Below are 22,281 nucleotides of genomic sequence, written 5' to 3'. Positions count from 1 at the left end.
TGGCTGTAAGCGTTAGTATGCGAATGTTCATCGCTGCATGCGCCCACATCTCTCCATGCTCTCTCAAATCTGGCAACTGCTGGCCGCGGGCGATACGGCCGCCTGGCACATCGTCGGCGTATCGCTGCGCGTCAGCGGCTCCAGCGTGCTGCTCGGTTTGCTGCTCGGCCTGCCGCTGGGAGCGTGGCTGGCGGTGCATGCGTTTCCCGGGCGCGGCACGCTGGTGGCGCTGCTCAATAGCCTGCTCGGCCTGCCCTCGGTGATCGTCGGCTTGCTGGTGTATCTGCTGCTCTCGCGCAGCGGGCCCTTGGGCGGGCTGGGTTTGCTGTTCTCGGTGCCGGCGATGATTCTGGCACAAACCCTGCTCACCACGCCGCTGATTGCCGCCGTGACGCGACAGATCGTGGCCGAATCCTGGCGACTGCACGGCGACCCCCTGCGCTCGCTGCGCCTGCGCGCCTTGCAGCGCGTGCGCTGGCTGTTGTGGGACTGCCGCCATGCCCTGCTGGTCGCAGCGCTCGCCGGGTTTGGCCGGGCGGTGTCCGAGGTCGGTGCGGTGATGATCGCCGGCGGCAATATCGAGGGCTACACCCGCACCATGACCACCGCCATCGCGCTGGAAACCAGCAAGGGCGATCTGCCGCTGGCGCTGGCGCTGGGCACGGTATTGATGGCGCTGGTGCTGCTGGTCAATGCCGCCGCCGCCCTGCTGCGCCAGCATGCGGCAGCGCGGTACGGAGAGGGCGCATGAGCCCGCAGAGCCGCCTCAAGGGCGAATTCCCTCTCGGAGGGACGGCTCATGGCGCCAAGGGAGCCCAACGATGACCGAAGGCTCGCTGTTCCCCATCACCCTGCACGGCGTGGGCCTGCGACGGGGCGCGAACTGGGTGTTGCGCGACCTCGATCTGCAGTTGGAGCGCGGCGGCATCACCGCGCTGGTGGGACCGAACGGCGCGGGCAAAACCAGCTTGCTGCGGCTGATTCACGGTCTTGACGTGCCGAGCTGCGGCAGCTTGCACTTCGCCGGCGAGGCGCCCCCGCAGGACGGCATGGCCTATGCCGCGCAAGCCATGGTGTTTGCGCACACGCCCTTGCTGCGCGCCTCGGTGGAAGACAACTTGCGCCTGGCCTTGAGTGCGGCTTCGACCCACAACCGCCGCGCCTTGCTTGATGCCGCGCTTGCCCGCGCAGGCCTCAAGGAACAAGCGCAGCAAAGCGCCGCCAGCCTGTCGTCCGGCCAGCGCCAGCGTCTGGCGCTGGCGCGCGCCTGGATGTTGCAGCCCGAGCTGCTGCTGCTCGACGAGCCCTGCAGCCATCTCGACCAGCAGGCCAGCGCAGCCATCCTGCAAGACGTGCAAGACCTCGCCGTGCAGGGCATCACGGTGCTGCTCAGCACCCATCGCCCGGAAGAGATTGCCCTGGCGCAGCGGGTGCTGCGCCTCGAACACGGCCGCCTGCAAACCAACCACGAACCGCATCAACCCGCGCCGCGACACGGCGGCACAGACATCCAAGGAGAGGTCTCATGTTCACCCGCCTACGCCTGCGCGCCGCAGGCCTGATCAGCGCCGCAGCGCTGGCCCTGTTCCCGCTGGCCGCGCAGGCGCAAGTCCAGAAAGAAGCCGCGCCCAGCATCGTCGTCGCCTCCACCACCTCGACCGAGCAGTCGGGCTTGTTCGGCCACATCCTGCCGCTGTTCACCAAGGACACCGGGATTGCCGTGAAGGTGGTGGCCGTGGGCACGGGGCAGGCGCTGGACATCGGCCGGCGTGGTGATGCCGACGTGGTGTTCGTGCACGACCGCGCGGCCGAGGATCGCTTCGTCGCCGAAGCTTGGGGCGTGGACCGGCGCGACGTCATGTACAACGATTTCGTCCTCGTCGGCCCGAAGTCCGATCCGGCGGATGTGGCGCAGGCCAAGACCTTGGCGGACGCGTTGCGACGCATCGCGGCGAAGCAGGCGCTGTTCATCTCGCGCGGCGACAAGAGTGGCACCCACGCCGCCGAGCTGCGCGTCTGGAAGCAGGCGGGCGTCGATCCGGTGGCCGAGGGACGCGGCAAGTGGTACCGCGAAATCGGCGCGGGCATGGGACAGGCGCTCAACACCGCTGCGGCTTTGGGCGCATACACACTGAGCGATCGCGGCACCTGGCTGGCGTTCAAGAACCGGGGTGATCTGACCATCGTGCTGCAAGGCGACCCGGCCCTGTTCAACCCCTATGGCGTCATGCTGGTCAACCCCGCCAAACACCCGCAGGTCAAAGCCGCGCAGGGCCGCGCGTTCATCGACTGGCTCACCTCGCCGGTCGGCCAGCAGGCGATTGCCAGCATCAAGATCAACGGTAAGCCGCTGTTCTTCCCCAGCGCCAAGCCCGGGCCTTGAGCGCCCCCGGGACGGGGCTCATCCTCCCTGAACATTTTCAGGCTGGCGCCGCCTCGGCCTTGCGCGGCGGCCGGCCGGCCACCAGGGCGAAGGTGAACAAGCGGCATTCGATCGGCCCGTTGTAGACCACGTGGCGCCGCGCCGGCTTCAGGCGCAGGGCCTTGTCGGCCTGCAGGTCGGCCAGCAGCAAGGCGGCATGCCAGCCGACGAAGCGCTGCTTGAGCACGTCGCCCAGGCGCGGCAGAAAGTCTTCGGCCTCGCGGCCCTTGGCCTCGATGCGCTCGGCATACGGCGGGTTGGTGACGATGTGCCCCGCCTGACCCGGCGCCAGTTGCACTGGCGGCACCGCGTCCATCACATCGGCCTGCTGGAAGCGGATGGCGCCCTCCACCCCGGCGCGCTGCGCGTTGGCGCGCGTGAGCTGCACCATGCGCGGGTCGATGTCGGCGGCGATGATGGCCGCTGGTGGCGCACGCCGCGCCGCATTGGCGGCCTGGCGCAGGCCGATCCAGACGCCGCGGTCGAAGCCTTGCAGGCGCTCGAAGCCGAAGCTGCGGCCCAGGCCCGGAGCGATGTTGCACGCCATCTGCGCCGCCTCCACGGCCAGCGTGCCGGCGCCGCACAGCGGGTCGAACAGCACGGCGTCCGGTGTCCAGCCCGAGAGCCTCAACAACCCGGCGGCAAGGTTCTCCTTCAGCGGCGCCTCGCCATGCTCGGTGCGCCAGCCGCGCTTGAACAGCGCCTCGCCCGAGGTGTCGAGATACAGCAGGGCTTCGCTGGCGGTGAGGTGCAGTTGCACCCGCACATCGGGCTGTTCGCGGTCCACGCTGGGGCGCTCTTCGCCGCGCGCGCGGAAGTGGTCGCAAACGCCGTCTTTCGCGCGCAGGGCGGTGAAATGCAGGCTGTCGAGAAAGCCGCCGCTGCGAGCGGGGCTGTCGTGGCCGCTGCGGGCCGTGGCCGGCCACACCGGTTTTTTGCTGGGTGCGCGCTCCGCTGGAATGCGCTCGGCCGTGACGTCCACCCGCAGGGTTTGCGTCGGCTTGAACCAGCGCCCCCAGGGCAGCTTGAGCGCCAGCCGGTACACCTCGTCGGCCTGCGTCACCGGGGCCTGACCGAGGCAGAGCAATACACGCGAGGCAATACGGCTGTGCAGGTTCAGGCGCATCACATCGTCGAGCGTGCCACGCGCTGGCACGCCGCTGGCCACCGCGTCGCCAACCTGCAGCGTGGCGCTGCCGAGCTGCTGCATTTCCGCCACGAGCACGGCTTCCAGCCCGCGCGGGCAGGGCAGAAACAGGGCGTGAAGATCGGACATGGCGGGCTCGCGGACAAAGCCTGCAGCTTAAGGCAACGCTGAACAAGTCCCTCGTGCGCATCGCGTCCGCGCCTCGGGCGGTCTGCGGCGTTGCAAATCCGCGCCATAGCTTGGGCTATGGCTGTGGTTTGCGCCTTGCATCCCATCCCGATGCAAGGCGCGCTGCATCACGGGAACTTGTTCAGCGTCGCCTTAACGCTTGGGCCTTGTCGTGGCACGCCTGCTGCTGGCGCTTGTGAACCGGAACGACCTATCCAGACGTCCGAATATTGCGGGTGCTGCATTTCGGCGGCGGGGGTCTTGGGCGTGGGGACGATGCTCGGTGGTGCACGCAGGCCAGGATGGCATCAGGATTAAGCTAGTAGTGCGCTGTCCAGAAACCTGCCATGATTCATTCTTGGTGCTGACGCCCGATCTCCATCGGTGAGTTTTTTCCGTCACTGCCACTGTCCTGCACCAGCAACGATTCCCAAAAATCACCCAAATGCCATGAAGCGACTGACCCTGCCCACCACGAATCTGCTGTTTTCAATGCTGCTGGGCCTGGCGCCAGCTGCGCATGCGGCGCCAGCACCGACTTCGCCAACGCTGATGCTGGGCATCCAGAATGGACTGGTGCAGGAAAACGCGGTGGCGCTCGGCAACACCGCGCAGGAACTCGCTGACGTGATCGGCGCCGCAGCGGGGCGCAAAGTGATTTGGGAGGCCAACTATTCCAAGGCTGATGCCGGCAAGCAAGCATCTGAAGGCAGCCACTTTGACTTTGTCTTCAGCAAACCGCCCAACCTGAGCGCGGCACTCCTGAGCAAGGGCTGGCAACTCGTGGCGACGGCGAAATCCCCCGTGGAGTTCGGCACCGACTTCATCGCCCAGCCCTGCCCGGGCAAACCCGGCGAGGTCTTGCTGGGCGGGCCGACACTCGCCATCCTCGGTGTGGAACGTGTGCCGCCGGCAACCTGCGTGGCCGCGGCCGATGCCTGGAAGTCGCCAGCCGCACTGCTGCTGACACCCACCAAGGGCAGCCTGGTGGACAAGGTGGCCACCAAGCTGTGGCTGCAGCGCGCGGGTACGCCGCCGAAGGTCATTTATGTGGCGTACCAGAATGCGGTCACGGGTTTCATGCAGACCACGCACGCGGCCGTGATCGGCGCGGTCACGCCCCTCGTATCGAAAAAGTGGAAAGCTGAAGGTGGCATCGTTCTGGCCCATCAGTCCATGCCCTTCTGGGCGTTGCTGGCTGCTCCCGGCACGCCTGCCGCGACCGTGGACAAGGTGCGCGCCGCCATGCTCGGCAACCCGTCCCAACGTCTCAACGAGATGTTGCACATTCCCGGCTGGGAAGCTGGCAGCCCCAAGCCTTATGCGGAATTCATGCAGTGGCTCAAGGCCAAGAACTGAAAACGCGGCAACGGGTCATGCCGCCCAGGGCCGGCCTTCCCGGCTTTTGTGCGGCATCGTGGCGGCTGCCGATTCCCGGGTTGGCACCGGCCAGTCGATGTCCACCTGCGTGCCGGCTCCAGGCGCCGTTGCCGTGGGCGCCTCGGCCCCATCTCCACCACGAGGGCGGCGCGTGAGCGCCAATGCACCTCGCCACCCAGGGCGCGGGCGCCTATTGCGCAGTCCCTGCGCCCTCGTAGACCTGGTCGGGGTCGAAGCCCGCGCCATCATCACCAATGCGCAGGTGCAGGTTGTGCAAGGCGGCGGCGTCGAGCTGCCAATCGAGCTGCAAGCCGGCCCGTTCCAGGCGCTGCCGCGTGTCGTGGCGCAGATCGGCGAGGAAGTCGCCGAGGGTTTGCTCGGTTTGCGCCAAGCCGCGGGCGATGCGGCCGCGCTCCTGCCCGACGCCGCGCACATAGGCATGGCGTTCGCCGGCCGCCTTGTCGAGCAGGCCGCAGAACGATTGCGCGAACGCCACGTCCTGCGGTGAAAAGAGCTTGATCCCGGCACTGCGGCCCACCAACAAGCGCGCATCCAGGCCGCCCGCGGCGGGCACCAGCAACTCCAGCCCTTCGGGGCGCAAGGCCGCAACCGAACCTGCCTCGGGCTGCTGCGGCGGCAGTTGCAGCGGGCCGTACAGGCTTTGCAGCACAGTCAGCCAACGCTGTTCGCGCGTCATGGCATGGGGGTGAAGGCCACCTCGGCCGCCGTCGGCAAGGCCTGCTCCATCGGCAGTGCCGGACGTTGCACCATGGGCCCCAAAGCCATTGGCGCAGCGGAAGATACAGAGGGCGCCGCAGACCAGCAGGGTGAGCGCCAGCGAGGAGCCGGGGTTGAAGCCGACGCCGAAGGCCAGCACGAGGTCCAGGGACAAGACGCTGGCCACAGCAGCAGACGAAAAGCCCAGCGGTCGAGGTCGAACAGGCGGCAGCGTTCCACGCCGAACGCCAACCCGCCGAACAGCACGAGGAAAAAGCCGAAGGCGTAGCCCTGCGGCATGGGCGAAAACAGGCCCAGCAGAATGGGCAGGCGCCCTCCCCCAGTTCTGGTCGGGCATGATCTGCCAGGTGTGTCGCACCCACCAGGACAGGAACACCAGTGGCAGCACGCGCAGGCTGGATGGAGGCGCCAAGGGGCGCGGATACATATCATGAACAAGCCGACCAGGCTCATGCCGAAGCTGACGGCACCCGGATGGGATGGCCGATAGCCCGCGAAACACCCCCCCTTCGGCAGCGCCAGCTCACGTGCGCTGTAAACGGCTGCGGCCGCGGTGGTGGCGAGCAGCAGCAAGCCGGCAGCGGCCAGCATGCGCGCTGCCCAGTCGTGCGGGCGCAAGACCCAGACCCAGGCGCTGAGCAGCCTGGCCAGGGCACCCACGGCCAACTGGAACCAGAACATCGGCGTCAGGCTCTGCGGCGGGCGCCACGGCGCGGGCGTGAGCCGCGTGTCGTGCGGCTCGCCGCCGGCGCCGACCCGGCGCAGCAGCACCGGGCCACGGAGCATGACGGCAATGCGTTCCTGGCGCGCAAACAGGCGGCGCATCTTGGTGTAGCCGTCGAAAACATCGGGCTCTTCGCAAGGAGATAGGCTGGAATCGCACAGCATGGCTGCCCGCAGATGTCTCATCCCCTGGCAGGAGCGACTGCCGCAGGGCAGCCGCATCAGGAGAGGAGCCTCAGCTCTGGGCCTGCAGCGCGTCCAGGAAGCGTGCGGCCACGTCAAAGCCGGTTTGCTGGGTGATTTCGACGAAGCAGGTGGGGCTGGTGACGTTGATCTCGGTGAGTCGCTCGCCGATGATGTCGATGCCCACCAACAGCAAGCCGCGCGCGGCCAGCGTCGGGCCGAGCGCTTCGGCCATGGCGCGGTCAGACGCAGTGAGCGGCTGGGCCACGCCCAGGCCGCCGGCGGCAAGGTTGCCACGGGTTTCGCCATGTTGCGGAATGCGCGCCAGCGCGAACGGCACCGGCTCGCCGCCGATGATGAGCACGCGCTTGTCGCCCTGCGCAATTTCGGGAATGAAGCGCTGGGCCATGATGCTGCGCCGGCCCCAGTCGGTGAGGGTTTCCAGCACCACGCCCAGGTTCACGTCGGGGCTGCCGCCGGCGCCTGCGCGCAGGCGGAAAATGCCGGCGCCGCCCATGCCGTCCAGCGGCTTGACGATGATGTCGCCGTGCTCGGCGGCAAAGGCGCGCAACTGCGCCATATCGCGGCTCACCAGCGTGGCCGGAATGAACTGCGGCCATTCCAGGATGGCGAGTTTTTCCGGGTGGTCGCGCAGCGCACGCGGCGCGTTGAACACGCATGCACCCTCGCGCTCGGCCTGCTCCAGCAAATGGGTGGCGTAGAAGAACTCGCTGTCGAACGGTGGGTCCTTGCGCATCAGCACGGCGTCGAAGTCGTGCAGCGCGCGTTCCACCTGTTCGATCTCGCTGAACCAGGGCTTGGCCGCGTCCAGCACCTGGATGTGGCGGCACAGTGCGCGCACCGGGCCTGCCTGCGCCGCGCCGGCGCCGCCGGCCCAGTGCAGGTGGCGTGGTTCGCACGCCCACACCGCGTCGCCACGGCGCTGCGCCTCGCGCATCATTGCCAGGGTCGAGTCCTTCTTGGGGTTGAAGGCTTCCAGCGGGTCGGCGACGACGAGCAGATTCATGGGCAGCGCCGGCGGTATGAGCGCCCCAGGCCGCCGCCATGCAGCGGCCGCCCCCCGAGGGGGATGAGCATGGACCAGCGAACAGGCCTGCGCCGGTTCGCGCGCCAGGCGAATGGCCCCGGCGCATGCTCCGCGCCGCGCCTCCCGAGCAAACTTGGGGCTGAGTACCGCGGCTCCGAGCCCGCCAGTGCAGGCTTGGACGGCACGAAGGCCAGACGACTCAGGCGGCTGGCGGCCCGGCGTTTTCTCATGGGTTCAGACCGTCTCGGCCTCGGGGTCGGTGCGCTCCAACTCGTAGCTGGCCGCCACCAGCGCCAGGCGGGCGATCACGCCGTACATGTAGAAGCGGTTCGGGCCGTTGGTGCCGGGCTTGGCTTCCGGGTGGGTGACGTTGAACTGCTCGTCGAACGCCAGCGGCACGAAATGCATGCCGGGGGAGTTGAGGTTTTCGCTCGGGCCGCGGTCGGCGTGCACGCGGTAGAAGCCGCCCACCACATAGCGGTCCATCATGTAGACCACGGGTTCGCACACCGCTTCCTGCAGGCGCTCGATGCTGGGGATGCCTTCCTGGATGATGACGTCGTGCACCTCCATGCCTTCCTTCACCACGCTCATCTTGTTGCGCGTCTTGCGATTGAGGTCTTTCACTTCCGATGCGTCGTGCACCATCATCACGCCCATGCCGTACGTGCCGGCGTCGGCCTTCACGGCAACGAAAGGTTTTTCGTGGATGCCGTACTCCTTGTACTTCTTGCGCACCTTGGCCAGCACCGTGTCCACCGCGTCGACCAGGCAGTTCTCGCCCTGGCGCTCCTGGAAGTCGATGTTGCCGCAATGCGCGAAATACGGGTTCAGCATCCAGGGGTCGACGCCAATGAGCTTGGCGAAGCGCTTGACCACATCGTCATAGCTCTTGAAGTGGGTGGTCTTGCGCCGCGTGGTCCAGCCCGCATGCAGGGGCGGCAGAACGTACTGCTCATACAGGCCTTCCAGATTGGCCGGCACGCCGGACGACAGGTCGTTGTTGAGCAGGATGGTGCAGGGGTCGAAGTCCTTCGTTCCCAAGCGGCGCTTGCCGCGCACGAGGGGCTCGAGCAGCAGACTGTCGCCGTTGGGCAGTTGCACCGACTTGGGCTCGGTGATGGCCTCGTCCACCGTACCCACATGCACCTTCAACCCGGCCTGGTGGAAGATTTGCGTCAGCTTCGCCAGGTTTTCCAGGTAGAAGGTGTTGCGCGTGTGCTTCTCGGGAATCAGCAGCAGGCCCTTGGCCTCGGGGCAGATTTTCTCGATCGCCGCCATCGCCGCCTGCACCGCCAGCGGCAGCATTTCGTCCGACAGATTGTTCCAGCCGCCGGGAAAGAGATTGGTGTCCACCGGGGCGAGCTTGAAGCCGCCGTTGCGCAAATCCACCGAGGCGTAGAACGGCGGCGAATGCTCCATCCACTCCAGCCGGAACCAGCGCTCGATGGCGGGCTGGGCTTCGAGAATGCGCTGCTCGAGTTCGAGCACCGGGCCGCTTTCAGTGGAGATGAGATGGGGAATCATGCGAGAACGTATCGTTGGAGTTTGGGGGCGGCTGCATCAAGAGCCAAAGGCCGGGCGTCGAGCGCGGAAACTCGCAAATTGTGACAGAGGCGCGTGACTCCTGCCCGCGCACGTCTGACGGCGCCCCATCAAAAAGCCCGGCTCGAGGCCGGGCTGAACATTCCGCTGGAGATGCGGCCGGGGCGAGAGGATCACCCCGGATGAAAGTCAACTTGCATCTCAGGCCATGGCTCAGAGCACCTGCTCGCCATGCAGGCTGATGTCCAGGCCTTCGCGTTCCTGCTCTTCGGTCACACGCAGGCCGATGGTCATGTCCACCAGTTTGAGGATGATGAAGCTCACGACCGCGTCGTACACGACGGTGACCGCCACGCCCTTGGCCTGGATCAGCAGCTGGCCGAGATTGCCTTCGAGCACGCCGGCGGTGCCGCCGATGGCCTTGACCGCGAACACGCCGGTGAGCAGGGCGCCGAGGGCGCCGCCGATGGCGTGCACGCCGAAGGCGTCGAGCGAGTCGTCGTAGCCGATCATTTCCTTCATATAGACGGCAGTCCAGAAGCAGACCACACCGGCGGCGATGCCGATGGCCAGCGCGCCGGTCGGGCCGACGAAACCGGAGGCGGGGGTGATGGCCACGAGGCCGGCCACCGCGCCGGAGCAGATGCCCAGGATGGTGGGTTTGCCGCGCGACATCCACTCGGCGAACATCCAGCCCAGCGCGGCGGCGGCGGTGGCGATCTGCGTCGCGGCCATCGCCATGCCGGCGCGGTCGCTGGCGGCCACGGCCGAGCCGGCGTTGAAGCCGAACCAGCCCACCCACAGCAGCGAGGCGCCGATCATCGTCAGGGTCAGGTTGTGCGGCGGCATGGCTTCCTTGCCGTAGCCCACACGCTTGCCCAACACCAAGGCCGCCACCAGGCCGGCCACGCCGGCGTTGATGTGCACCACGGTGCCGCCGGCGTAGTCGAGCACGCCGTCGCCGCCCAGCCAGCCCCCGGGGCCCCACACCATGTGGGCGATGGGCGCGTACACGGCCAGCAGCCACAAACCCATGAACCACAGCATGGCGGAGAACTTCATGCGATCGGCGAAGGAGCCGACGATGAGCGCCGGGGTGATGATGGCGAAGGTCATCTGGAAGGTCATGTAGGTCGACTCAGGGATGGTCGGCGCGAGCGGATTCGCCGCGTCCAGGCCCATGCCATTGAGGAAGAACCGACTCAGGCCGCCGATGAAGCCACTGCCCGGGGTGAACGCCAGGCTGTAGCCGACGATCATCCACAGTACCGTCACCAGGCAGGTGATGGCAAAACTTTGCATCAGCGTGGCCAGCACATTTTTCTTGCGCACCATGCCGCCATAGAACAGCGCCAGGCCCGGGATGGTCATCATCAGCACCAGCGCGGTGGAGGTCAGCATCCAGGCGTTGTCGCCGGAGTTGATGAAGGCCGCGGGGTTGGGGGCTGCAGGCGCGGCTGCGGGGGCTGCCGCAGGTGCCGGCGCGGGAGCCGCTGCCGGTGCTGCCGCAGCGGGTGGCGTCGAAGCCGGGGCGCTGGCCACCTGCGCCCAGACTGGCGCTGCGGTGGTCAAGGCGACCAGGCTCAGCGCGAGAGATGCGAGAAACTTTTTCATGTTGAGGACCTTTCTAGGAGGGCAGGTGTCAGAGCGCGTCGCCACCGGTCTCGCCGGTGCGGATGCGAACCACCTGTTCGAGAGCCGAGACGAAAATCTTGCCGTCGCCAATCTTGCCGGTGCGGGCTGAGTTTTCGATCGCTTCGATGGTGCGTTCGACCAGGGTTTCGGGCACGGCGGCCTCGATCTTCACTTTCGGCAGAAAGTCGACGACATACTCCGCGCCGCGATACAGCTCGGTGTGACCCTTCTGCCGGCCGAAGCCCTTGACCTCGGTGACGGTGATGCCCGTCACGCCGATGCCTGACAAGGCTTCACGCACCTCGTCGAGCTTGAACGGCTTGATGATGGCCATGATCATTTTCATGGGTTGCTCCTTCCTGATGGGGGTGGGGTGGGTGCTCAGAACGAATAGACGCCTTGCAACTCGAGCGAAGTTTGCTTGGTGGTGGAAGCGCCGTTCTTGGTGAAAACTGCCGCGTCGGACTTGTCTTGACGAATCTCCGCCGTGAGCTTGAAGTTCGACATGGGTGTGTAGTTCAGCGCCAGGGTCAGTTCCTTGAGCTTGTTGGACAACACGCCAGCAGGCAACACACCGCCAGCGTTCGTTGTCACGATGCCGTTCTTGTCGTCGATGTATTCACCCCGAGCCGACAGCATGAACTGAGGATTGATGGCGTAGTTGGCATACAGGGCCAGTCCGTTGGCTTTGCCGGTACCCGTCGTGCCGTCGGGAAGCAGGGTGTTGTCCTTGGACAGAATGTCGACGTTGCCGACAAAGCTCAGGCTATCCGTTGCATTGATGGTGCCGACCAAGTCCAGCAGTTGCAGAACTCCGGTGGTGCTGCCGCCGTACAGCGGCGACTGCCCGCGGTAATACGCGCCGGAGTACGAGAACATCTTGTTCGGCGAGCCCGATGCGCCAAGCTCGATCGTCTTGGCGGTGCCGGCGGGCGAACTGGTGAAGTTCCAGCCGTTATTCACGCCAGCCGTCAAGGTCAGCGCGCCCGAAACGGCATAAGCCGCACGCACACCGGTGTGGGTTCCGGGCTCCATGTCCCAGAACAGCAGCGAGCGGGAAATCTCGTTGTCGACCGCCGGATTGAGCACCTCGGCCCCGGCCAGGGTGGAGAACTTGCCGGCCATCACCGTGAGCGGGCCGGTGGCGTATTGCACGAAGGCGTTGTTGAGGTCGAACTGGCTGGCTGTGGTGTTGAACGGATAGGTTTCACCCTGGCGCAGGATTTTGGCATCCGAACCGGCGATGGCGGTCACCTCCGCGCCAGCGCCGGATGTCGGCAGATAGGCCAAGGTCACCGCCGCCTGGTTGAGCTTGAAGCCGTTCTGGCTGGTGTCGAAAGCGCGCAGTGCCGGCGTCGTATCGAAGTGGGTGTAGGTGGAAGCCACATACCCCGTGATGCTCAGTCCCGGTGTGGCCGCGAGCACCGCGCCCAGACTGGGGGCTGCAGGAGCTGCAGGAGCAGCGGGTGCGGTCTGAGCGGAGGCGAAACCGGTGTAGCCGTAAGCAGCAGCGATGCAGGCAGCAAGCAGTATTTTTTTCATCAAGATTCTCCCGAAACGTGGGCAAGCATTGGAGTGGGGGGACAGTGGGACGGCGGGACAGTGGTGAGCCCAGGCTTGGCTTTGCAGCTTTCGTGCCAGGCCAGTCTGAATGCCTCCAAGCCCCTCCAGACCCGTTCTTTCGGCCATGAAGGCCCAGTTTTTGGGCAAAACGCCCATGCGCAGTGCGTTTTCTGGTGCGCCGCATTCACAGGGCGCACGCATTCCGGGCTGTGCGCCGTTGTTGTGCGCACAGGATTTCCCGTATGACGCTTGGCTCCGAATGCGAGGCTTCCATTCCAAATCGGCTGCGGCGTCTGGCCTGGATGGCTTGGCGCCAGCCACCTCGCATCGTTGCCTCCAACCCCGCACGGCGCTGCCGATCCCCGGTTGCGACAAGTTCCTTTCGCCGGATTTGCCTGTGCTGCTGCGATTACCGCCACAATGGCGGCTGACTCACCGGTTCATCGCCTCACAACGCCCTTACGCCACCCCTTTCGCCACCATGACCACATCGACCCCCAACTCGCCCAAGGCCTTCTTGCGCCGCGCTGCCGAGGCGCTGGACAAATCGCCGCTGAAAGACATGCAGCGCAATGCTCGCGCGCTGGCGCAGTCCGCCGCGGGACGCCTGGATTTGGTGACGCGCGACGAGTTCGACGCGCTGCAAGCCATGCTGGCCGCCTCCAGCCAACGCATCGCGCAACTGGAGGCGCAGGTTGCCGCGCTGGAAAACCCCCAGCAGTCCGCAAGCGGACTCCCCCCGGGTGGGGATGGGAAAACTTCGGGCGGCCAGGCGTTTTCTCCTGAAGCGTCGCTGGCCACGCCCAGCGACAAACCGGCCGCGCCCTGACGCATGGCCCTGGCCCAGGTTGCCAGCCGCGCCCTGCTGGGGCTGGAGGCGCCGCCGGTTCAGGTGGAAGTGCATCTGGCCAACGGCCTGCCGAGCTTTTCCATCGTCGGCCTGCCCGAGGCCGAGGTGCGCGAAGCCCGCGACCGCGTGCGCAGCGCCCTGCTCAACAGCGGCTTCGCCTTCCCGGCGTCGCGGCGCATCGTCGTCAATCTGGCACCGGCCGATTTGCCGAAGGAGTCGGGCCGCTTCGACCTCCCCATCGCCCTCGGCCTGCTGGCTGCCGAGGGCACGATACCGCCGCAAGCCCTGGTCGGCCATGAGTTCGCCGGTGAGCTGTCGCTGTCGGGCGCGTTGCGCCCGGTGCGCGGCGCGCTGGCCATGGCCTTTGCCATGGCGCGACAGGACACCAGCGGCAACAACGCGCTGTGCTTCGTGCTGCCGGCGCAGAGCGCCGCCGAAGCCGCATTGGTCGCGCCCGACGCCGTGCTCGGCGTGCGCCATTTGAGCGAAGTGGTGGCTTACCTGTGCAAGCAGTGCGAGGCCGCCAGCCTGCGCCCCGTTCCGCAGTCCCCAGCCCAGACACCGGAAGTGGCCGATATGGCCGAAGTGCGCGGCCACAGCGCCGCCAAGCGTGCGCTGGAAATTGCCGCCGCCGGCAACCATCACGCGCTGATGGTGGGGCCGCCGGGCAGCGGCAAATCCATGCTGGCGCAGCGCTTTGCCGGCCTGCTGCCGCCGATGCAGCCCGACGAGGCGCTGGAAAGCGCGGCGGTGCTCAGTCTGGTGGGCCGCTTCGACGTGGCGCGCTGGGGGCAGCGGCCCTTCCGCAGCCCGCATCACACCGCCTCTGCGGTGGCCCTGGTGGGTGGCGGCGGCGGTTCCGTGCTGCGACCGGGCGAAATTTCACTCGCGCACCAGGGAACCTTGTTTCTCGACGAACTGCCAGTCGGAGTTCGATCGCAGCGTGCTGGAAAGCCTGCGCGAACCGCTGGAAAGCGGGCGCATCCATATTTCGCGCGCGGCGCGCCAGGCGGAATTCCCGGCGCGCTTCCAGTTCATCGGCGCGATGAACCCCTGCCCTTGCGGCTACCTTGGCCACGCCACACGCACCTGCCGCTGCACACCCGAGCAGGTGGCGCGTTACCAGAGCCGCATCTCCGGGCCGCTGCTCGACCGCATCGATATCCAGGCGGAGGTTGGCGCGCTGGAACCCGACGAACTGCTGCGCCTGCCACGGGGGGAATCCAGCCACGCCATTGCCGCGCGGGTCGCTGCTGCGGCCGAACGGCAGATTCAGCGCCAGGGCTGCATGAATACGGCGTTGACGGGTGCGGCGCTGGATGACCATTGCGCGCTCGACGCGCATGCATCCAACTGGCTGGCGGGCGCCCTCAAGCGCCTGGGCTGGTCGGCACGCGCCGCGCATCGCGTGCTGAAAGTGTCCCGCACCATCGCCGATCTGGCGGCCCAGGAGTCCATCGCCCTGGCGCATTTGGCTGAAGCCATGCAATACCGCCGGGTGATGTCCGGTCGCTGACGAGCACCCCGGAGTGGCACGTTGCCGCGCCCGTGATGGGGGTGTGGGGAATTCGGCAGCGTGGCCCGGGCGGCCCTTGAGCGTGGAAACTGCTCAGGCCGGACGGAATGCGGCCGCCCGCAAGCCAGGGCTTGGCGCCCTCAGGGCAGGGGATTGAGCCCACCATTCGCACCGAACTGCACGCGCTGGCCCATGGGCGGGGCCGCCCCCAGGGTTGTGGTGCGCACTTGACCGTCGTCCATGCGCACTTGCACGCGGTAGACGGTCTGGGCATTGACGCGTTTTTGCACCTCGTTGCCGGCATAGCCGCCGCCCAGAGCACCGATGACCGTCGCCGCGGTGCGGCCGTTGCCACCGCCGACCTGATTGCCGAGCAAGCCGCCGACGACACCGCCAACCACGGCACCGATGCCGTTGGCGTGGCCGGGCTCCTGCACCGGCGTGACGGCAACCACGGTGCCGCAACTGGCGCAGACCGGTGCTTGCGGCGCGGGGGCCGGAGCCTGCCCCGGTTGCGGCGCGAAGGTTTGCGGGGCGAAGGTTTGCGGGGCGGCGTTGTTAGCGCGATCGGCCACGGGCTGGGTTTGCCGCTGCGTCTGGGTCACGCGGTTCGGCCGCTGCGACTGCGAATTGGCCGACTGCGAATTGGACGGCTGCAGCGGCGCGAACTGCGATGCCCCGGTGGCAGCCGGGATGGCGTTGGTCACGGCCACCGCCGATTGCGCCCCGGTGCCGCCAGCCTGCGCCGGGATTGCTCCCGCCGGTATCGATGCGGTTGCCGTGGGCGCCAGTGGCTCGGCAGTCGGCGAGGCGGGGCCGGCGCTCAGCTTGTAGAGCACGGCGGCCAGCAGCACGACGATCAGGGTCCCGAGGACGCCGGCGGCGATCCAGACGGTTTTGGGTGCGGAGCTGCCAGTCGGTGGCTGTGGAGGAGTTGGAGTTTGCATGGTGCGTTCAGGAGTCACGAGCAAGGTGCAGGATAGCCCCGTGGCCGTCTGCGCTGGAGGGCCAGCGCTTCGGGAGGATTCGAAGATCCTCGGTGCCGAGGTTCGGCGGGGCGCTTGTGAGCCTGCCCCCGGGCCAGCTTGTGACGGCCTACGGCCTAGGGGCGGGCTGTCCTGTTGTAACGAAATGGCGTGGGCAAAGTTGACGCCTGCCTCACGGCGGGAGCCTCACGCCACGCGAGGGCTCCTTCAGCCTTCAGGCCACCAGCAACGCCGTCGGCTGGTCCAGCAACGCTTCCGCGGCAGCGGTGTAGGGCAGGTTCAGGGCCTGGGCCACGGCGGCGTAGGTGATGCGCCCGGCATGCACGTTGAGGCCGGCGCACAGATGCCGGTCTTCGGCGCAGGCTTGTTTCCATCCCTTGTTGGCCAGCGCCAGCGTGAACGGCAAGGTGGCGTTGTTCAGGGCATAGGTGGAGGTGCGTGCGACGGCGCCGGGCATGTTGGCGACACAGTAGTGCACCACGCCGTCGACCACATAGGTCGGGTCTTCATGCGTGGTGGCGCGCGAGGTCTCGAAGCATCCACCCTGGTCGATGGCGACGTCCACCACCACGCTGCCTGGACGCATGCGTCCGAGCTGTGCGCGCTTCACCAGCTTGGGTGCTGCGGCGCCGGGAACCAGCACGGCGCCCACCACCAGGTCGGCCTGGGTGACGGCGGCGTCGAGCGCGTGCAGGGTGGAGTACTGGGTAGTGACGCGGCCGTCGAACAGTTCGTCCAGCTGGCGCAGGCGGGGTAGCGATTTGTCGAGGATGGTGACGCGCGCGCCCAGGCCCACGGCCATGCGCGCGGCATGCGTGCCCACGGTGCCGCCGCCGATGACGACCACGTCGCCAGCCGGCACGCCAGGCACACCGCCGAGCAGCACGCCACGGCCGCCACTGGCTTTTTGCAAGGCCACGGCGCCGACCTGCACGGCCATGCGCCCGGCCACTTCGCTCATCGGCGCCAGCAGCGGCAGGCCGCCCTGGGCGTCGGTCACGGTCTCGTAGGCGATGGCGGTGCAACCGCTGGCCATCAACAGTTTCGCCTGCTCGGGGTCGGGTGCCAGATGCAGGTAGGTGAACAGCAACTGGCCGGGGCGCAGCATGCGGCATTCGGCCGCCTGCGGCTCTTTCACCTTGACGATCATGTCCGCCTGCGCGAAGACGCTGGCAGCGTCGGGCGCAATGCCGGCGCCGGCTTCCTTGTAGTCGGCGTCGCTGGCGCCGATGCCGGCTCCGGCGCCGGCTTGCACCAGCACGCGGTGGCCATGGTGGCTGAGTTCGCGCACGGCGTCCGGCGTGAGGCCGACGCGGTATTCGTGCACTTTGATTTCCTTTGGTACGCCGATTAACATGATGTTTTCCCCTTGGTTGTGCGTGGTTCTTTGCCGCTCGCAAAGATGGGGAAAGTATCGGTCCATGGACACGAAATCCGATTGCAAGATCGATGGGTCAAACCCCTGATGGGCGCAATTTTCTGTGGATTTTTAGGGCTGATACGGCGCAGAATTGCGCACATTCGCCCGATGCCGCCGCCATGACCGAACTTGACCGTTACGACCGTTCGATTCTCACCCTGCTGCAGGCCGACGGCCGCATGCCCAATGCGCAACTGGCCGACAAGGTGGGGCTGTCGGCTTCAGCCTGCTTGCGCCGGGTGCAGCGCCTGGAACAAACGGGGGTGATCGCGCGCTATGTGGCGCTGCTGGATGCGCGCGCCATCGACCGCGCCACCACCGTGTTCATCGAGGTGACGCTGGACAGCCAGCGCGAGGAGGTGCTCGCGGCGTTCGAGAAAGCCGCGGCGGCCAGCCGCGACATTCTCGAATGCCAGCTGATGGCGGGAGATTTCGACTACCTGCTGCGCGCCGCGGTGGAGAACCCGCAAGACTATGAGCGCCTGCACAAGCAGGAGCTGTCGCGCCTGCCGCATGTGGTGCGCATCAAGAGCAGTTTTGCGCTGCGCACCGTGGTCAAGCGCACGGACTACCCGGTGTGAGGATGGCAGCCTGAAAACCGGATGGGCCCGGAACCGGCGCGGCAAACCTGGCGCCAGGCAAACGCCAGGAACGCTTCAAAAACGTCCATGCCTCAATGCGACAAGCGGCGCAGGATGTGCACGTAATAGTTGTTTTGCGCTTCGCCCTGCTCCAGCCCGGCGCGACTTTGTTCCACCACGAACAGCTCTTCGGCCATGCCGCGCTGTTTGACTCGGCGGCTCAAGCGGTAGGTGCCGTGCGTGGGCAGTTGCTCGGTGGCAACGAGGGCGATGTAGCCCTGGCCGTCGTCGTCCACGACGATGGCGTCGAAGCCCTGGGATGCGGCAACCGCCTGAATGGTGACCGGCTCCAGCCGGCACATGCCGAGGTGGTCGATGTAAATCTGCGCGATTTGCGCGATGTGCTCGCAAGTGAACCGCTGCCCGGCGACGAAGCCTGCTTGCGCCCTCGCAGCGCGCACGGCGTTCGAGGGGACTTGGGGGTCGTCCGCTGGGGGATCGTTCAGCGCCACGGGCGTGTGTTGCGCCGAGAGATTCTTGGAGGCATTGGTATGGGCCATGATCTTCATCCTTCGCTGCAATGGTGGGAGCCGGAGACCAGCCGCCTGGGCCGATCACATGGTTTGCACTGTAGGAATGAAGCCTGGAAAAGACTGTGAACGATTTCACGGAAAGACCAGAAACATCGCCGTCCTGCTTTCATGCTGTTGCGCACCTGCGCATCGGCTGCGCACGGCCGTCCGATGCGTTCTCGTTCCTTCGGCGGCGCTCACCAGCTGACTTCGCGCTCGGGTGCGGAGCTGATTTTGTGGATCGCCAGATCGGCCCCCTCGAATTCGGCCTCGGCGTCCAGCCGAATGCCCATCGCCAGCTTGAGCAGGCCGTAGACCACCAGCCCCGAAAGCAGGGCCCAGACCACGCCAGCCAGCGTACCCACCACCTGGCCCCAGAAGCTCACGCCGCCGATGCCGCCCAAGGCCGTCTGGCCGAAAATGCCGGCGGCGATGCCGCCCCAGGCACCACACAAGCCGTGCAGTGGCCAGACGCCGAGCACGTCGTCCATCCGCAAGCGGTTTTGCGTCAGGGTGAACATCCACACGAACAGCCAGCCGGCCACCGCTCCGGTGACCAGCGCGCCGAGGGGGTGCATGATGTCCGAGCCCGCGCACACCGCCACCAGCCCGGCGAGCGGGCCGTTGTGGACGAAACCCGGGTCGTTGCGCCCGGCCACCAAAGCCGCCAGGGTGCCGCCCACCAGGGCCATGAGGGAGTTGATGGCCACCAGGCCGGAAATCTTGCTGATGTTCTGCGCGCTCATGACGTTGAAGCCGAACCAGCCGACGATCAAAATCCACGAACCCAGCGCGAGAAACGGAATGCTGGATGGGGGATGCGGATTGACCCGGCCGTCCTTGTAACGTCCACGTCTCGCGCCCAGCAACAGAACGGCGGGCAACGCGATCCATCCGCCCATGGCGTGCACCACCACGGAACCCGCGAAGTCGTGGAAGGAAGCACCGAAAACCTGCTCGAACCAGGCCTGCACGCCAAAGCGATTGCCCCACATCGCGCCCTCGAACAGCGGGTAGACCACGCCGACGATGGCCGCGGTGGCCATGAGTTGCGGATAGAACTTGGCACGCTCGGCGATGCCGCCGGAGACGATCGCCGGAACCGCCGCGGCAAAGGTCAGCAGGAAGAAAAAGCGGGTGAGCTCAAAGCCGTCGTCCAGATTGAGCTGGGCGGCGGGCACCAGGAAATGCACCCCATAGGCAATGCCATAGCCGACGAAAAAATAGGCCAGCGTGGCAACCGCAAAATCGACCAGGATTTTCACCAGGGCATTGACCTGGTTTTTCTTGCGCACGGTGCCGAGTTCCAGGAAGGCGAAACCGGCATGCATGAACAGCACCAGGATGGCGCCGAGAAGAAGAAACAGGACATCACTGCTTTGTTGCAAGGCTTGCATGGAGGGCTTCCTTGAGGTCGGTTTTGCGCGGCAGCGGGCAGGCATCCCGCAATCGGTGCAAAGGCCCAGAAAGCATGCAAGATTCGTTCCATTTCAGTGCATACGCCCCTTGTTGGCGCTCATCGCGTGCCAGATTGATTTTTACATTGCACAAATCCGCCACAAATAGGCGCAATGCCCCGTATCCGTGCGCATGTGTCTCACATGAATGCATTTATTTGGGGCATTGAAAGCCGTAATGCACCATTAAAGTGCTATAGCCTGTTAACGCCTGGATGGGCAACGACGCGGCAAGACAATTAGAACCAGCCGCGTAATATGCGCGGCGCGGCGAGTGTTCCGGGCGCACAACAGAGACTGCAGGCTGCGAGCAAAGCGCACCTGCTCATCATCGCCACCGCTCAACGGCCTGGATCTGCGGCCTCGTCAAGTTTGAGCGGCGTCATGCGGCACTGAGACGGCACCGAGGCCTGGGGTCAAGCGCAGCGCTCGACGCACCTGCGAAGACGGCCCGGGCCTCAGCCCCGCAAATCGCGATTTGCGCGCGAAGCGCGCATGGTGTGGCGCAGGGCGAGGAAGACGCCACCAACCAGGGTGATGGCGGCAGCAGCGACGAGATAGGCAAATAAGGGATAAATCGACATGGCTGATTCCGAATCAATCCGGTTCGCTCATCAGGAGCGCGGACTCTCACGTTTCATGCCGAAGGCTTGCGCGCACGGCATCCAATTCGGGCAGCGCGTCCGTTCGCACTGTGCCCCATTGTAAGTCCCGAACTGGGCGGCGAAGTTCCGCCTAGGAGACTGTCGGACTTTGCGGTCTTCCGGATGAAGACGCTATCCGAGACAATTGCTGCTGCACAACCGAGAGCCCGAGCCGATGAGCCGCTTCGTCCCTGTTGACCGAGACACCGCATATCTGTTGCCACCGTCGGTGGACGAATGGCTGCCCACTGATCACTTGGCGCGCTTCGTGGTCGAAGTCATCGAGCAGCTTGATCTGGGCGATCTGGCCCGACAGTACGCAGGCCGGGGCTCGGCGGCGCACCATCCGGCGGTGCTGCTGGGCCTGCTGATCTACGGCTACGCCAACGGCGTGCACTCCAGCCGCAAGATCGAGCGGGCGACCTACGACTCGGTGGCGTTCCGCTTTGTTGCGGCCAATACCCACCCCGATCACGACACGCTGGCGACGTTCCGCCGCCGCTTCTTGAAGGAGGTGGAGGCACTGTTCGTGCAGGTGCTGGTTCTGGCGCGCGAGATGAAGCTGCTCAAGCTCGGACACATCGCGCTGGATGGCACCAAGATCGACGCCAACGCCAGCAAGCACAAGGCCTTGTCGTGGGCTCATGCCAACAAGATCGAGGCGCAGCTGCGCCAGGAAGTACAAACGCTGCTGGCGCTGGCAGAGAACAGCGACCGCGCGACGGTACCCGACGGCATGGATGTGCCGGCGGAGATCGCCCTGCGTGCAGATCGCTTGAGCGCAATCGCGCAGGCCAAGGCCAAGATCGAGCAGCGCGCCAGCGAACGCCATCAGGTCGAGCAGCAGGAGTACGAGGCCAAGACCGCCAAGCGCCAAGCCCAGCGCGAGGCGGGCAAGAAGCCGCGCGGCAAGGACCCTGAGCCGCCAGAGGCCGGCCCCCGGAGCAGCGATCAGGTCAACCTCACGGATGAAGAGTCGCGCATCATGCCCGTGTCGGGTGGGGGCTTCGAGCAAAGCTACAACGCACAAGCCGGCGTGGACATCGCGACGATGATGGTGATCACCCAGCATGTGAGCCAGGCATCCAACGACAAGCGCGAAGTTGTGCCTACGCTGCAGCAGATCCAAGCGTTACCCGCGGTGCTGGGCGAGGTGCACACGCTCATCACGGACAACGGCTTCTTCAGCCAAGCCAACGTGATCGCGTGCAACGACGCGGGTATCGAGCCGCTGCTGGCGCTCAAGCGGGAGTCGCATCACACGCCGGTGATGGGGCGCTTTGCACCCGATGTGCCCGAGCCCCAGACGACGGATCCGCTCGTGCAGATGGCACACCGCCTGGGCACGCAAGCAGGCCGAGCCCTGTACGGCCTGCGCAAGCAGACAGTGGAGCCGGTGTTCGGCATCATCAAGCAAGTGATGGGTTGGCGCCAGATGAGCATGCGCGGGCTGGCCAAGGCACAAGGCGAATGGAGCTTGGTGACCATGGCTTGGAACATCAAGCGCATGCACGTCCTGCGAGCCGCGTGAGGGCAATAGTGCGCCCCGACCACGCCAAAACCGAGTCCCCAGGCCGCCCCATGTGCCCTCACAGTGTCTCGCCAACCATCGAGAGCGTTCGATCAGCGCGCCGCTGTCAAAAAAAACGCGTCGCACTGATCAATCGGATTCGCTCGGGTTCAAGTCCGACAGCCTCCTAGGC

At 66.3% G+C, this 22,281-nt stretch carries 20 protein-coding genes and 1 pseudogene; 8 read left to right on the top strand and 13 right to left on the bottom strand.

The window, feature by feature from the left end:
* Window positions 1-55: 55 nt before the first annotated feature.
* The 3 genes from THIX_RS03685 to THIX_RS03675 all read left to right on the top strand — a co-directional run bounded on the left by THIX_RS03685 (window position 56) and on the right by THIX_RS03675 (window position 2,383).
* Window positions 56-751: an ABC transporter permease gene (locus tag THIX_RS03685; protein ID WP_112485008.1), complete on the top strand. Its 696-nt coding sequence runs from the start codon at window positions 56-58 to the stop codon at window positions 749-751.
* 70 nt (window positions 752-821) lie between these two features.
* The gene (locus THIX_RS03680; RefSeq protein ID WP_112485006.1) at window positions 822-1,562 is read left to right on the top strand and encodes an ATP-binding cassette domain-containing protein; all 741 of its coding nucleotides are present in this window, start codon (window positions 822-824) and stop codon (window positions 1,560-1,562) included.
* Window positions 1,526-2,383, top strand: a complete 858-nt coding sequence (locus tag THIX_RS03675) for an extracellular solute-binding protein (RefSeq protein ID WP_112485004.1) — start codon at window positions 1,526-1,528, stop codon at window positions 2,381-2,383. Before THIX_RS03680 ends, THIX_RS03675 begins: the two co-directional genes overlap by 37 nt.
* Window positions 2,384-2,420: 37 nt before the next feature.
* Here THIX_RS03675 and THIX_RS03670 read toward each other — a convergent pair whose 3' ends face one another.
* Window positions 2,421-3,698 (bottom strand): class I SAM-dependent RNA methyltransferase, encoded by a 1,278-nt coding sequence (locus THIX_RS03670; RefSeq protein ID WP_112485002.1) that lies wholly within the window; start codon window positions 3,696-3,698, stop codon window positions 2,421-2,423.
* 489 nt (window positions 3,699-4,187) lie between these two features.
* Here THIX_RS03670 and THIX_RS03665 point away from each other — a divergent pair, with 489 nt between their 5' ends.
* Window positions 4,188-5,096, top strand: coding sequence for a hypothetical protein (locus THIX_RS03665; protein WP_112485000.1), 909 nt, complete (start codon window positions 4,188-4,190; stop codon window positions 5,094-5,096).
* Between the two features lie 211 nt (window positions 5,097-5,307).
* On the opposite strand, the gene THIX_RS03660 is transcribed toward THIX_RS03665, so the two are convergent.
* The 7 genes from THIX_RS03660 to THIX_RS03630 form a co-directional block, all read right to left on the bottom strand.
* Complete coding sequence (locus THIX_RS03660) at window positions 5,308-5,814, bottom strand: hypothetical protein (RefSeq protein WP_112484998.1); 507 nt, start codon at window positions 5,812-5,814, stop codon at window positions 5,308-5,310.
* A complete protein-coding gene (locus THIX_RS03655; RefSeq protein ID WP_112484996.1) occupies window positions 5,811-6,743 on the bottom strand; it encodes a hypothetical protein in 933 nt (310 codons plus the stop codon). Before THIX_RS03655 ends, THIX_RS03660 begins: the two co-directional genes overlap by 4 nt.
* A 70-nt stretch (window positions 6,744-6,813) precedes the next feature.
* Window positions 6,814-7,788: a glutathione synthase gene (gene gshB, locus THIX_RS03650; protein WP_112484994.1), complete on the bottom strand. Its 975-nt coding sequence runs from the start codon at window positions 7,786-7,788 to the stop codon at window positions 6,814-6,816.
* Window positions 7,789-8,043: 255 nt separating this feature from the next.
* Complete coding sequence (gene gshA, locus THIX_RS03645) at window positions 8,044-9,336, bottom strand: glutamate--cysteine ligase (protein ID WP_112484992.1); 1,293 nt, start codon at window positions 9,334-9,336, stop codon at window positions 8,044-8,046.
* 231 nt (window positions 9,337-9,567) lie between these two features.
* The gene (locus tag THIX_RS03640) at window positions 9,568-10,968 is read right to left on the bottom strand and encodes an ammonium transporter (RefSeq protein ID WP_112484990.1); all 1,401 of its coding nucleotides are present in this window, start codon (window positions 10,966-10,968) and stop codon (window positions 9,568-9,570) included.
* A gap of 28 nt (window positions 10,969-10,996) precedes the next feature.
* Entirely contained in the window at window positions 10,997-11,335 is a 339-nt protein-coding gene (locus tag THIX_RS03635) for a P-II family nitrogen regulator (protein ID WP_112484988.1), read from the bottom strand.
* A gap of 35 nt (window positions 11,336-11,370) precedes the next feature.
* On the bottom strand, window positions 11,371-12,531 hold the full coding sequence (locus THIX_RS03630; protein WP_112484985.1) for an outer membrane beta-barrel protein: 1,161 nt from the start codon (window positions 12,529-12,531) through the stop codon (window positions 11,371-11,373).
* A gap of 502 nt (window positions 12,532-13,033) precedes the next feature.
* Between THIX_RS03630 and THIX_RS03625 the strand changes: the two genes are divergently transcribed.
* Window positions 13,034-13,381, top strand: coding sequence for an accessory factor UbiK family protein (locus THIX_RS03625; protein ID WP_112488132.1), 348 nt, complete (start codon window positions 13,034-13,036; stop codon window positions 13,379-13,381).
* Between the two features lie 3 nt (window positions 13,382-13,384).
* Window positions 13,385-14,918: pseudogene (locus tag THIX_RS03620) on the top strand (YifB family Mg chelatase-like AAA ATPase).
* Between the two features lie 140 nt (window positions 14,919-15,058).
* On the opposite strand, the gene THIX_RS03615 reads toward THIX_RS03620, so the two are convergent.
* The gene (locus THIX_RS03615; protein ID WP_112484983.1) at window positions 15,059-15,865 is read right to left on the bottom strand and encodes a glycine zipper 2TM domain-containing protein; all 807 of its coding nucleotides are present in this window, start codon (window positions 15,863-15,865) and stop codon (window positions 15,059-15,061) included.
* A gap of 253 nt (window positions 15,866-16,118) precedes the next feature.
* Window positions 16,119-17,261, bottom strand: a complete 1,143-nt coding sequence (gene ald, locus THIX_RS03610; protein WP_112488131.1) for an alanine dehydrogenase — start codon at window positions 17,259-17,261, stop codon at window positions 16,119-16,121.
* 182 nt (window positions 17,262-17,443) lie between these two features.
* On the opposite strand from ald, the gene THIX_RS03605 reads away from it, so the two are divergent.
* Window positions 17,444-17,905 (top strand): Lrp/AsnC family transcriptional regulator, encoded by a 462-nt coding sequence (locus THIX_RS03605; protein WP_112488130.1) that lies wholly within the window; start codon window positions 17,444-17,446, stop codon window positions 17,903-17,905.
* 92 nt (window positions 17,906-17,997) lie between these two features.
* Here THIX_RS03605 and THIX_RS03600 read toward each other — a convergent pair whose 3' ends face one another.
* The 3 genes from THIX_RS03600 to THIX_RS24555 all read right to left on the bottom strand — a co-directional run bounded on the left by THIX_RS03600 (window position 17,998) and on the right by THIX_RS24555 (window position 20,518).
* Window positions 17,998-18,465: a hypothetical protein gene (locus THIX_RS03600; RefSeq protein ID WP_146748438.1), complete on the bottom strand. Its 468-nt coding sequence runs from the start codon at window positions 18,463-18,465 to the stop codon at window positions 17,998-18,000.
* 209 nt (window positions 18,466-18,674) lie between these two features.
* On the bottom strand, window positions 18,675-19,874 hold the full coding sequence (locus THIX_RS03595) for an ammonium transporter (protein ID WP_112484979.1): 1,200 nt from the start codon (window positions 19,872-19,874) through the stop codon (window positions 18,675-18,677).
* A 518-nt stretch (window positions 19,875-20,392) separates the two neighbouring features.
* Window positions 20,393-20,518 (bottom strand): hypothetical protein, encoded by a 126-nt coding sequence (locus THIX_RS24555; RefSeq protein ID WP_256359955.1) that lies wholly within the window; start codon window positions 20,516-20,518, stop codon window positions 20,393-20,395.
* Between the two features lie 235 nt (window positions 20,519-20,753).
* Here THIX_RS24555 and THIX_RS03590 point away from each other — a divergent pair, with 235 nt between their 5' ends.
* Window positions 20,754-22,109, top strand: a complete 1,356-nt coding sequence (locus THIX_RS03590) for an IS1182-like element ISThsp16 family transposase (RefSeq protein ID WP_112484377.1) — start codon at window positions 20,754-20,756, stop codon at window positions 22,107-22,109.
* The last annotated feature ends 172 nt before the right edge of the window (window positions 22,110-22,281 follow it).

Source organism: Thiomonas sp. X19, from assembly GCF_900089495.1.
In the GTDB taxonomy this organism is placed as follows: domain Bacteria; phylum Pseudomonadota; class Gammaproteobacteria; order Burkholderiales; family Burkholderiaceae_C; genus Thiomonas_A.
Note: the sequence above shows the minus strand (reverse complement) of the source record. Positions and strands in the feature narration are given on the sequence as shown.

What these genes read in the sequence shown, in the direction of transcription:
- THIX_RS03685 (WP_112485008.1), top strand. Translation starts at nt 56, where the DNA reads ATGCTCTCTCAAATCTGGCAACTGCTGGCCGCGGGCGATACGGCCGCC.
- THIX_RS03680 (WP_112485006.1), top strand. Translation starts at nt 822, where the DNA reads ATGACCGAAGGCTCGCTGTTCCCCATCACCCTGCACGGCGTGGGCCTG.
- THIX_RS03675 (WP_112485004.1), top strand. Translation starts at nt 1,526, where the DNA reads ATGTTCACCCGCCTACGCCTGCGCGCCGCAGGCCTGATCAGCGCCGCA.
- THIX_RS03670 (WP_112485002.1), bottom strand. Translation starts at nt 3,698, where the DNA reads ATGTCCGATCTTCACGCCCTGTTTCTGCCCTGCCCGCGCGGGCTGGAA.
- THIX_RS03665 (WP_112485000.1), top strand. Translation starts at nt 4,188, where the DNA reads ATGAAGCGACTGACCCTGCCCACCACGAATCTGCTGTTTTCAATGCTG.
- THIX_RS03660 (WP_112484998.1), bottom strand. Translation starts at nt 5,814, where the DNA reads ATGACGCGCGAACAGCGTTGGCTGACTGTGCTGCAAAGCCTGTACGGC.
- THIX_RS03655 (WP_112484996.1), bottom strand. Translation starts at nt 6,743, where the DNA reads ATGCTGTGCGATTCCAGCCTATCTCCTTGCGAAGAGCCCGATGTTTTC.
- gshB (WP_112484994.1), bottom strand. Translation starts at nt 7,788, where the DNA reads ATGAATCTGCTCGTCGTCGCCGACCCGCTGGAAGCCTTCAACCCCAAG.
- gshA (WP_112484992.1), bottom strand. Translation starts at nt 9,336, where the DNA reads ATGATTCCCCATCTCATCTCCACTGAAAGCGGCCCGGTGCTCGAACTC.
- THIX_RS03640 (WP_112484990.1), bottom strand. Translation starts at nt 10,968, where the DNA reads ATGAAAAAGTTTCTCGCATCTCTCGCGCTGAGCCTGGTCGCCTTGACC.
- THIX_RS03635 (WP_112484988.1), bottom strand. Translation starts at nt 11,335, where the DNA reads ATGAAAATGATCATGGCCATCATCAAGCCGTTCAAGCTCGACGAGGTG.
- THIX_RS03630 (WP_112484985.1), bottom strand. Translation starts at nt 12,531, where the DNA reads ATGAAAAAAATACTGCTTGCTGCCTGCATCGCTGCTGCTTACGGCTAC.
- THIX_RS03625 (WP_112488132.1), top strand. Translation starts at nt 13,034, where the DNA reads ATGACCACATCGACCCCCAACTCGCCCAAGGCCTTCTTGCGCCGCGCT.
- THIX_RS03615 (WP_112484983.1), bottom strand. Translation starts at nt 15,865, where the DNA reads ATGCAAACTCCAACTCCTCCACAGCCACCGACTGGCAGCTCCGCACCC.
- ald (WP_112488131.1), bottom strand. Translation starts at nt 17,261, where the DNA reads ATGTTAATCGGCGTACCAAAGGAAATCAAAGTGCACGAATACCGCGTC.
- THIX_RS03605 (WP_112488130.1), top strand. Translation starts at nt 17,444, where the DNA reads ATGACCGAACTTGACCGTTACGACCGTTCGATTCTCACCCTGCTGCAG.
- THIX_RS03600 (WP_146748438.1), bottom strand. Translation starts at nt 18,465, where the DNA reads ATGGCCCATACCAATGCCTCCAAGAATCTCTCGGCGCAACACACGCCC.
- THIX_RS03595 (WP_112484979.1), bottom strand. Translation starts at nt 19,874, where the DNA reads ATGCAAGCCTTGCAACAAAGCAGTGATGTCCTGTTTCTTCTTCTCGGC.
- THIX_RS24555 (WP_256359955.1), bottom strand. Translation starts at nt 20,518, where the DNA reads ATGTCGATTTATCCCTTATTTGCCTATCTCGTCGCTGCTGCCGCCATC.
- THIX_RS03590 (WP_112484377.1), top strand. Translation starts at nt 20,754, where the DNA reads ATGAGCCGCTTCGTCCCTGTTGACCGAGACACCGCATATCTGTTGCCA.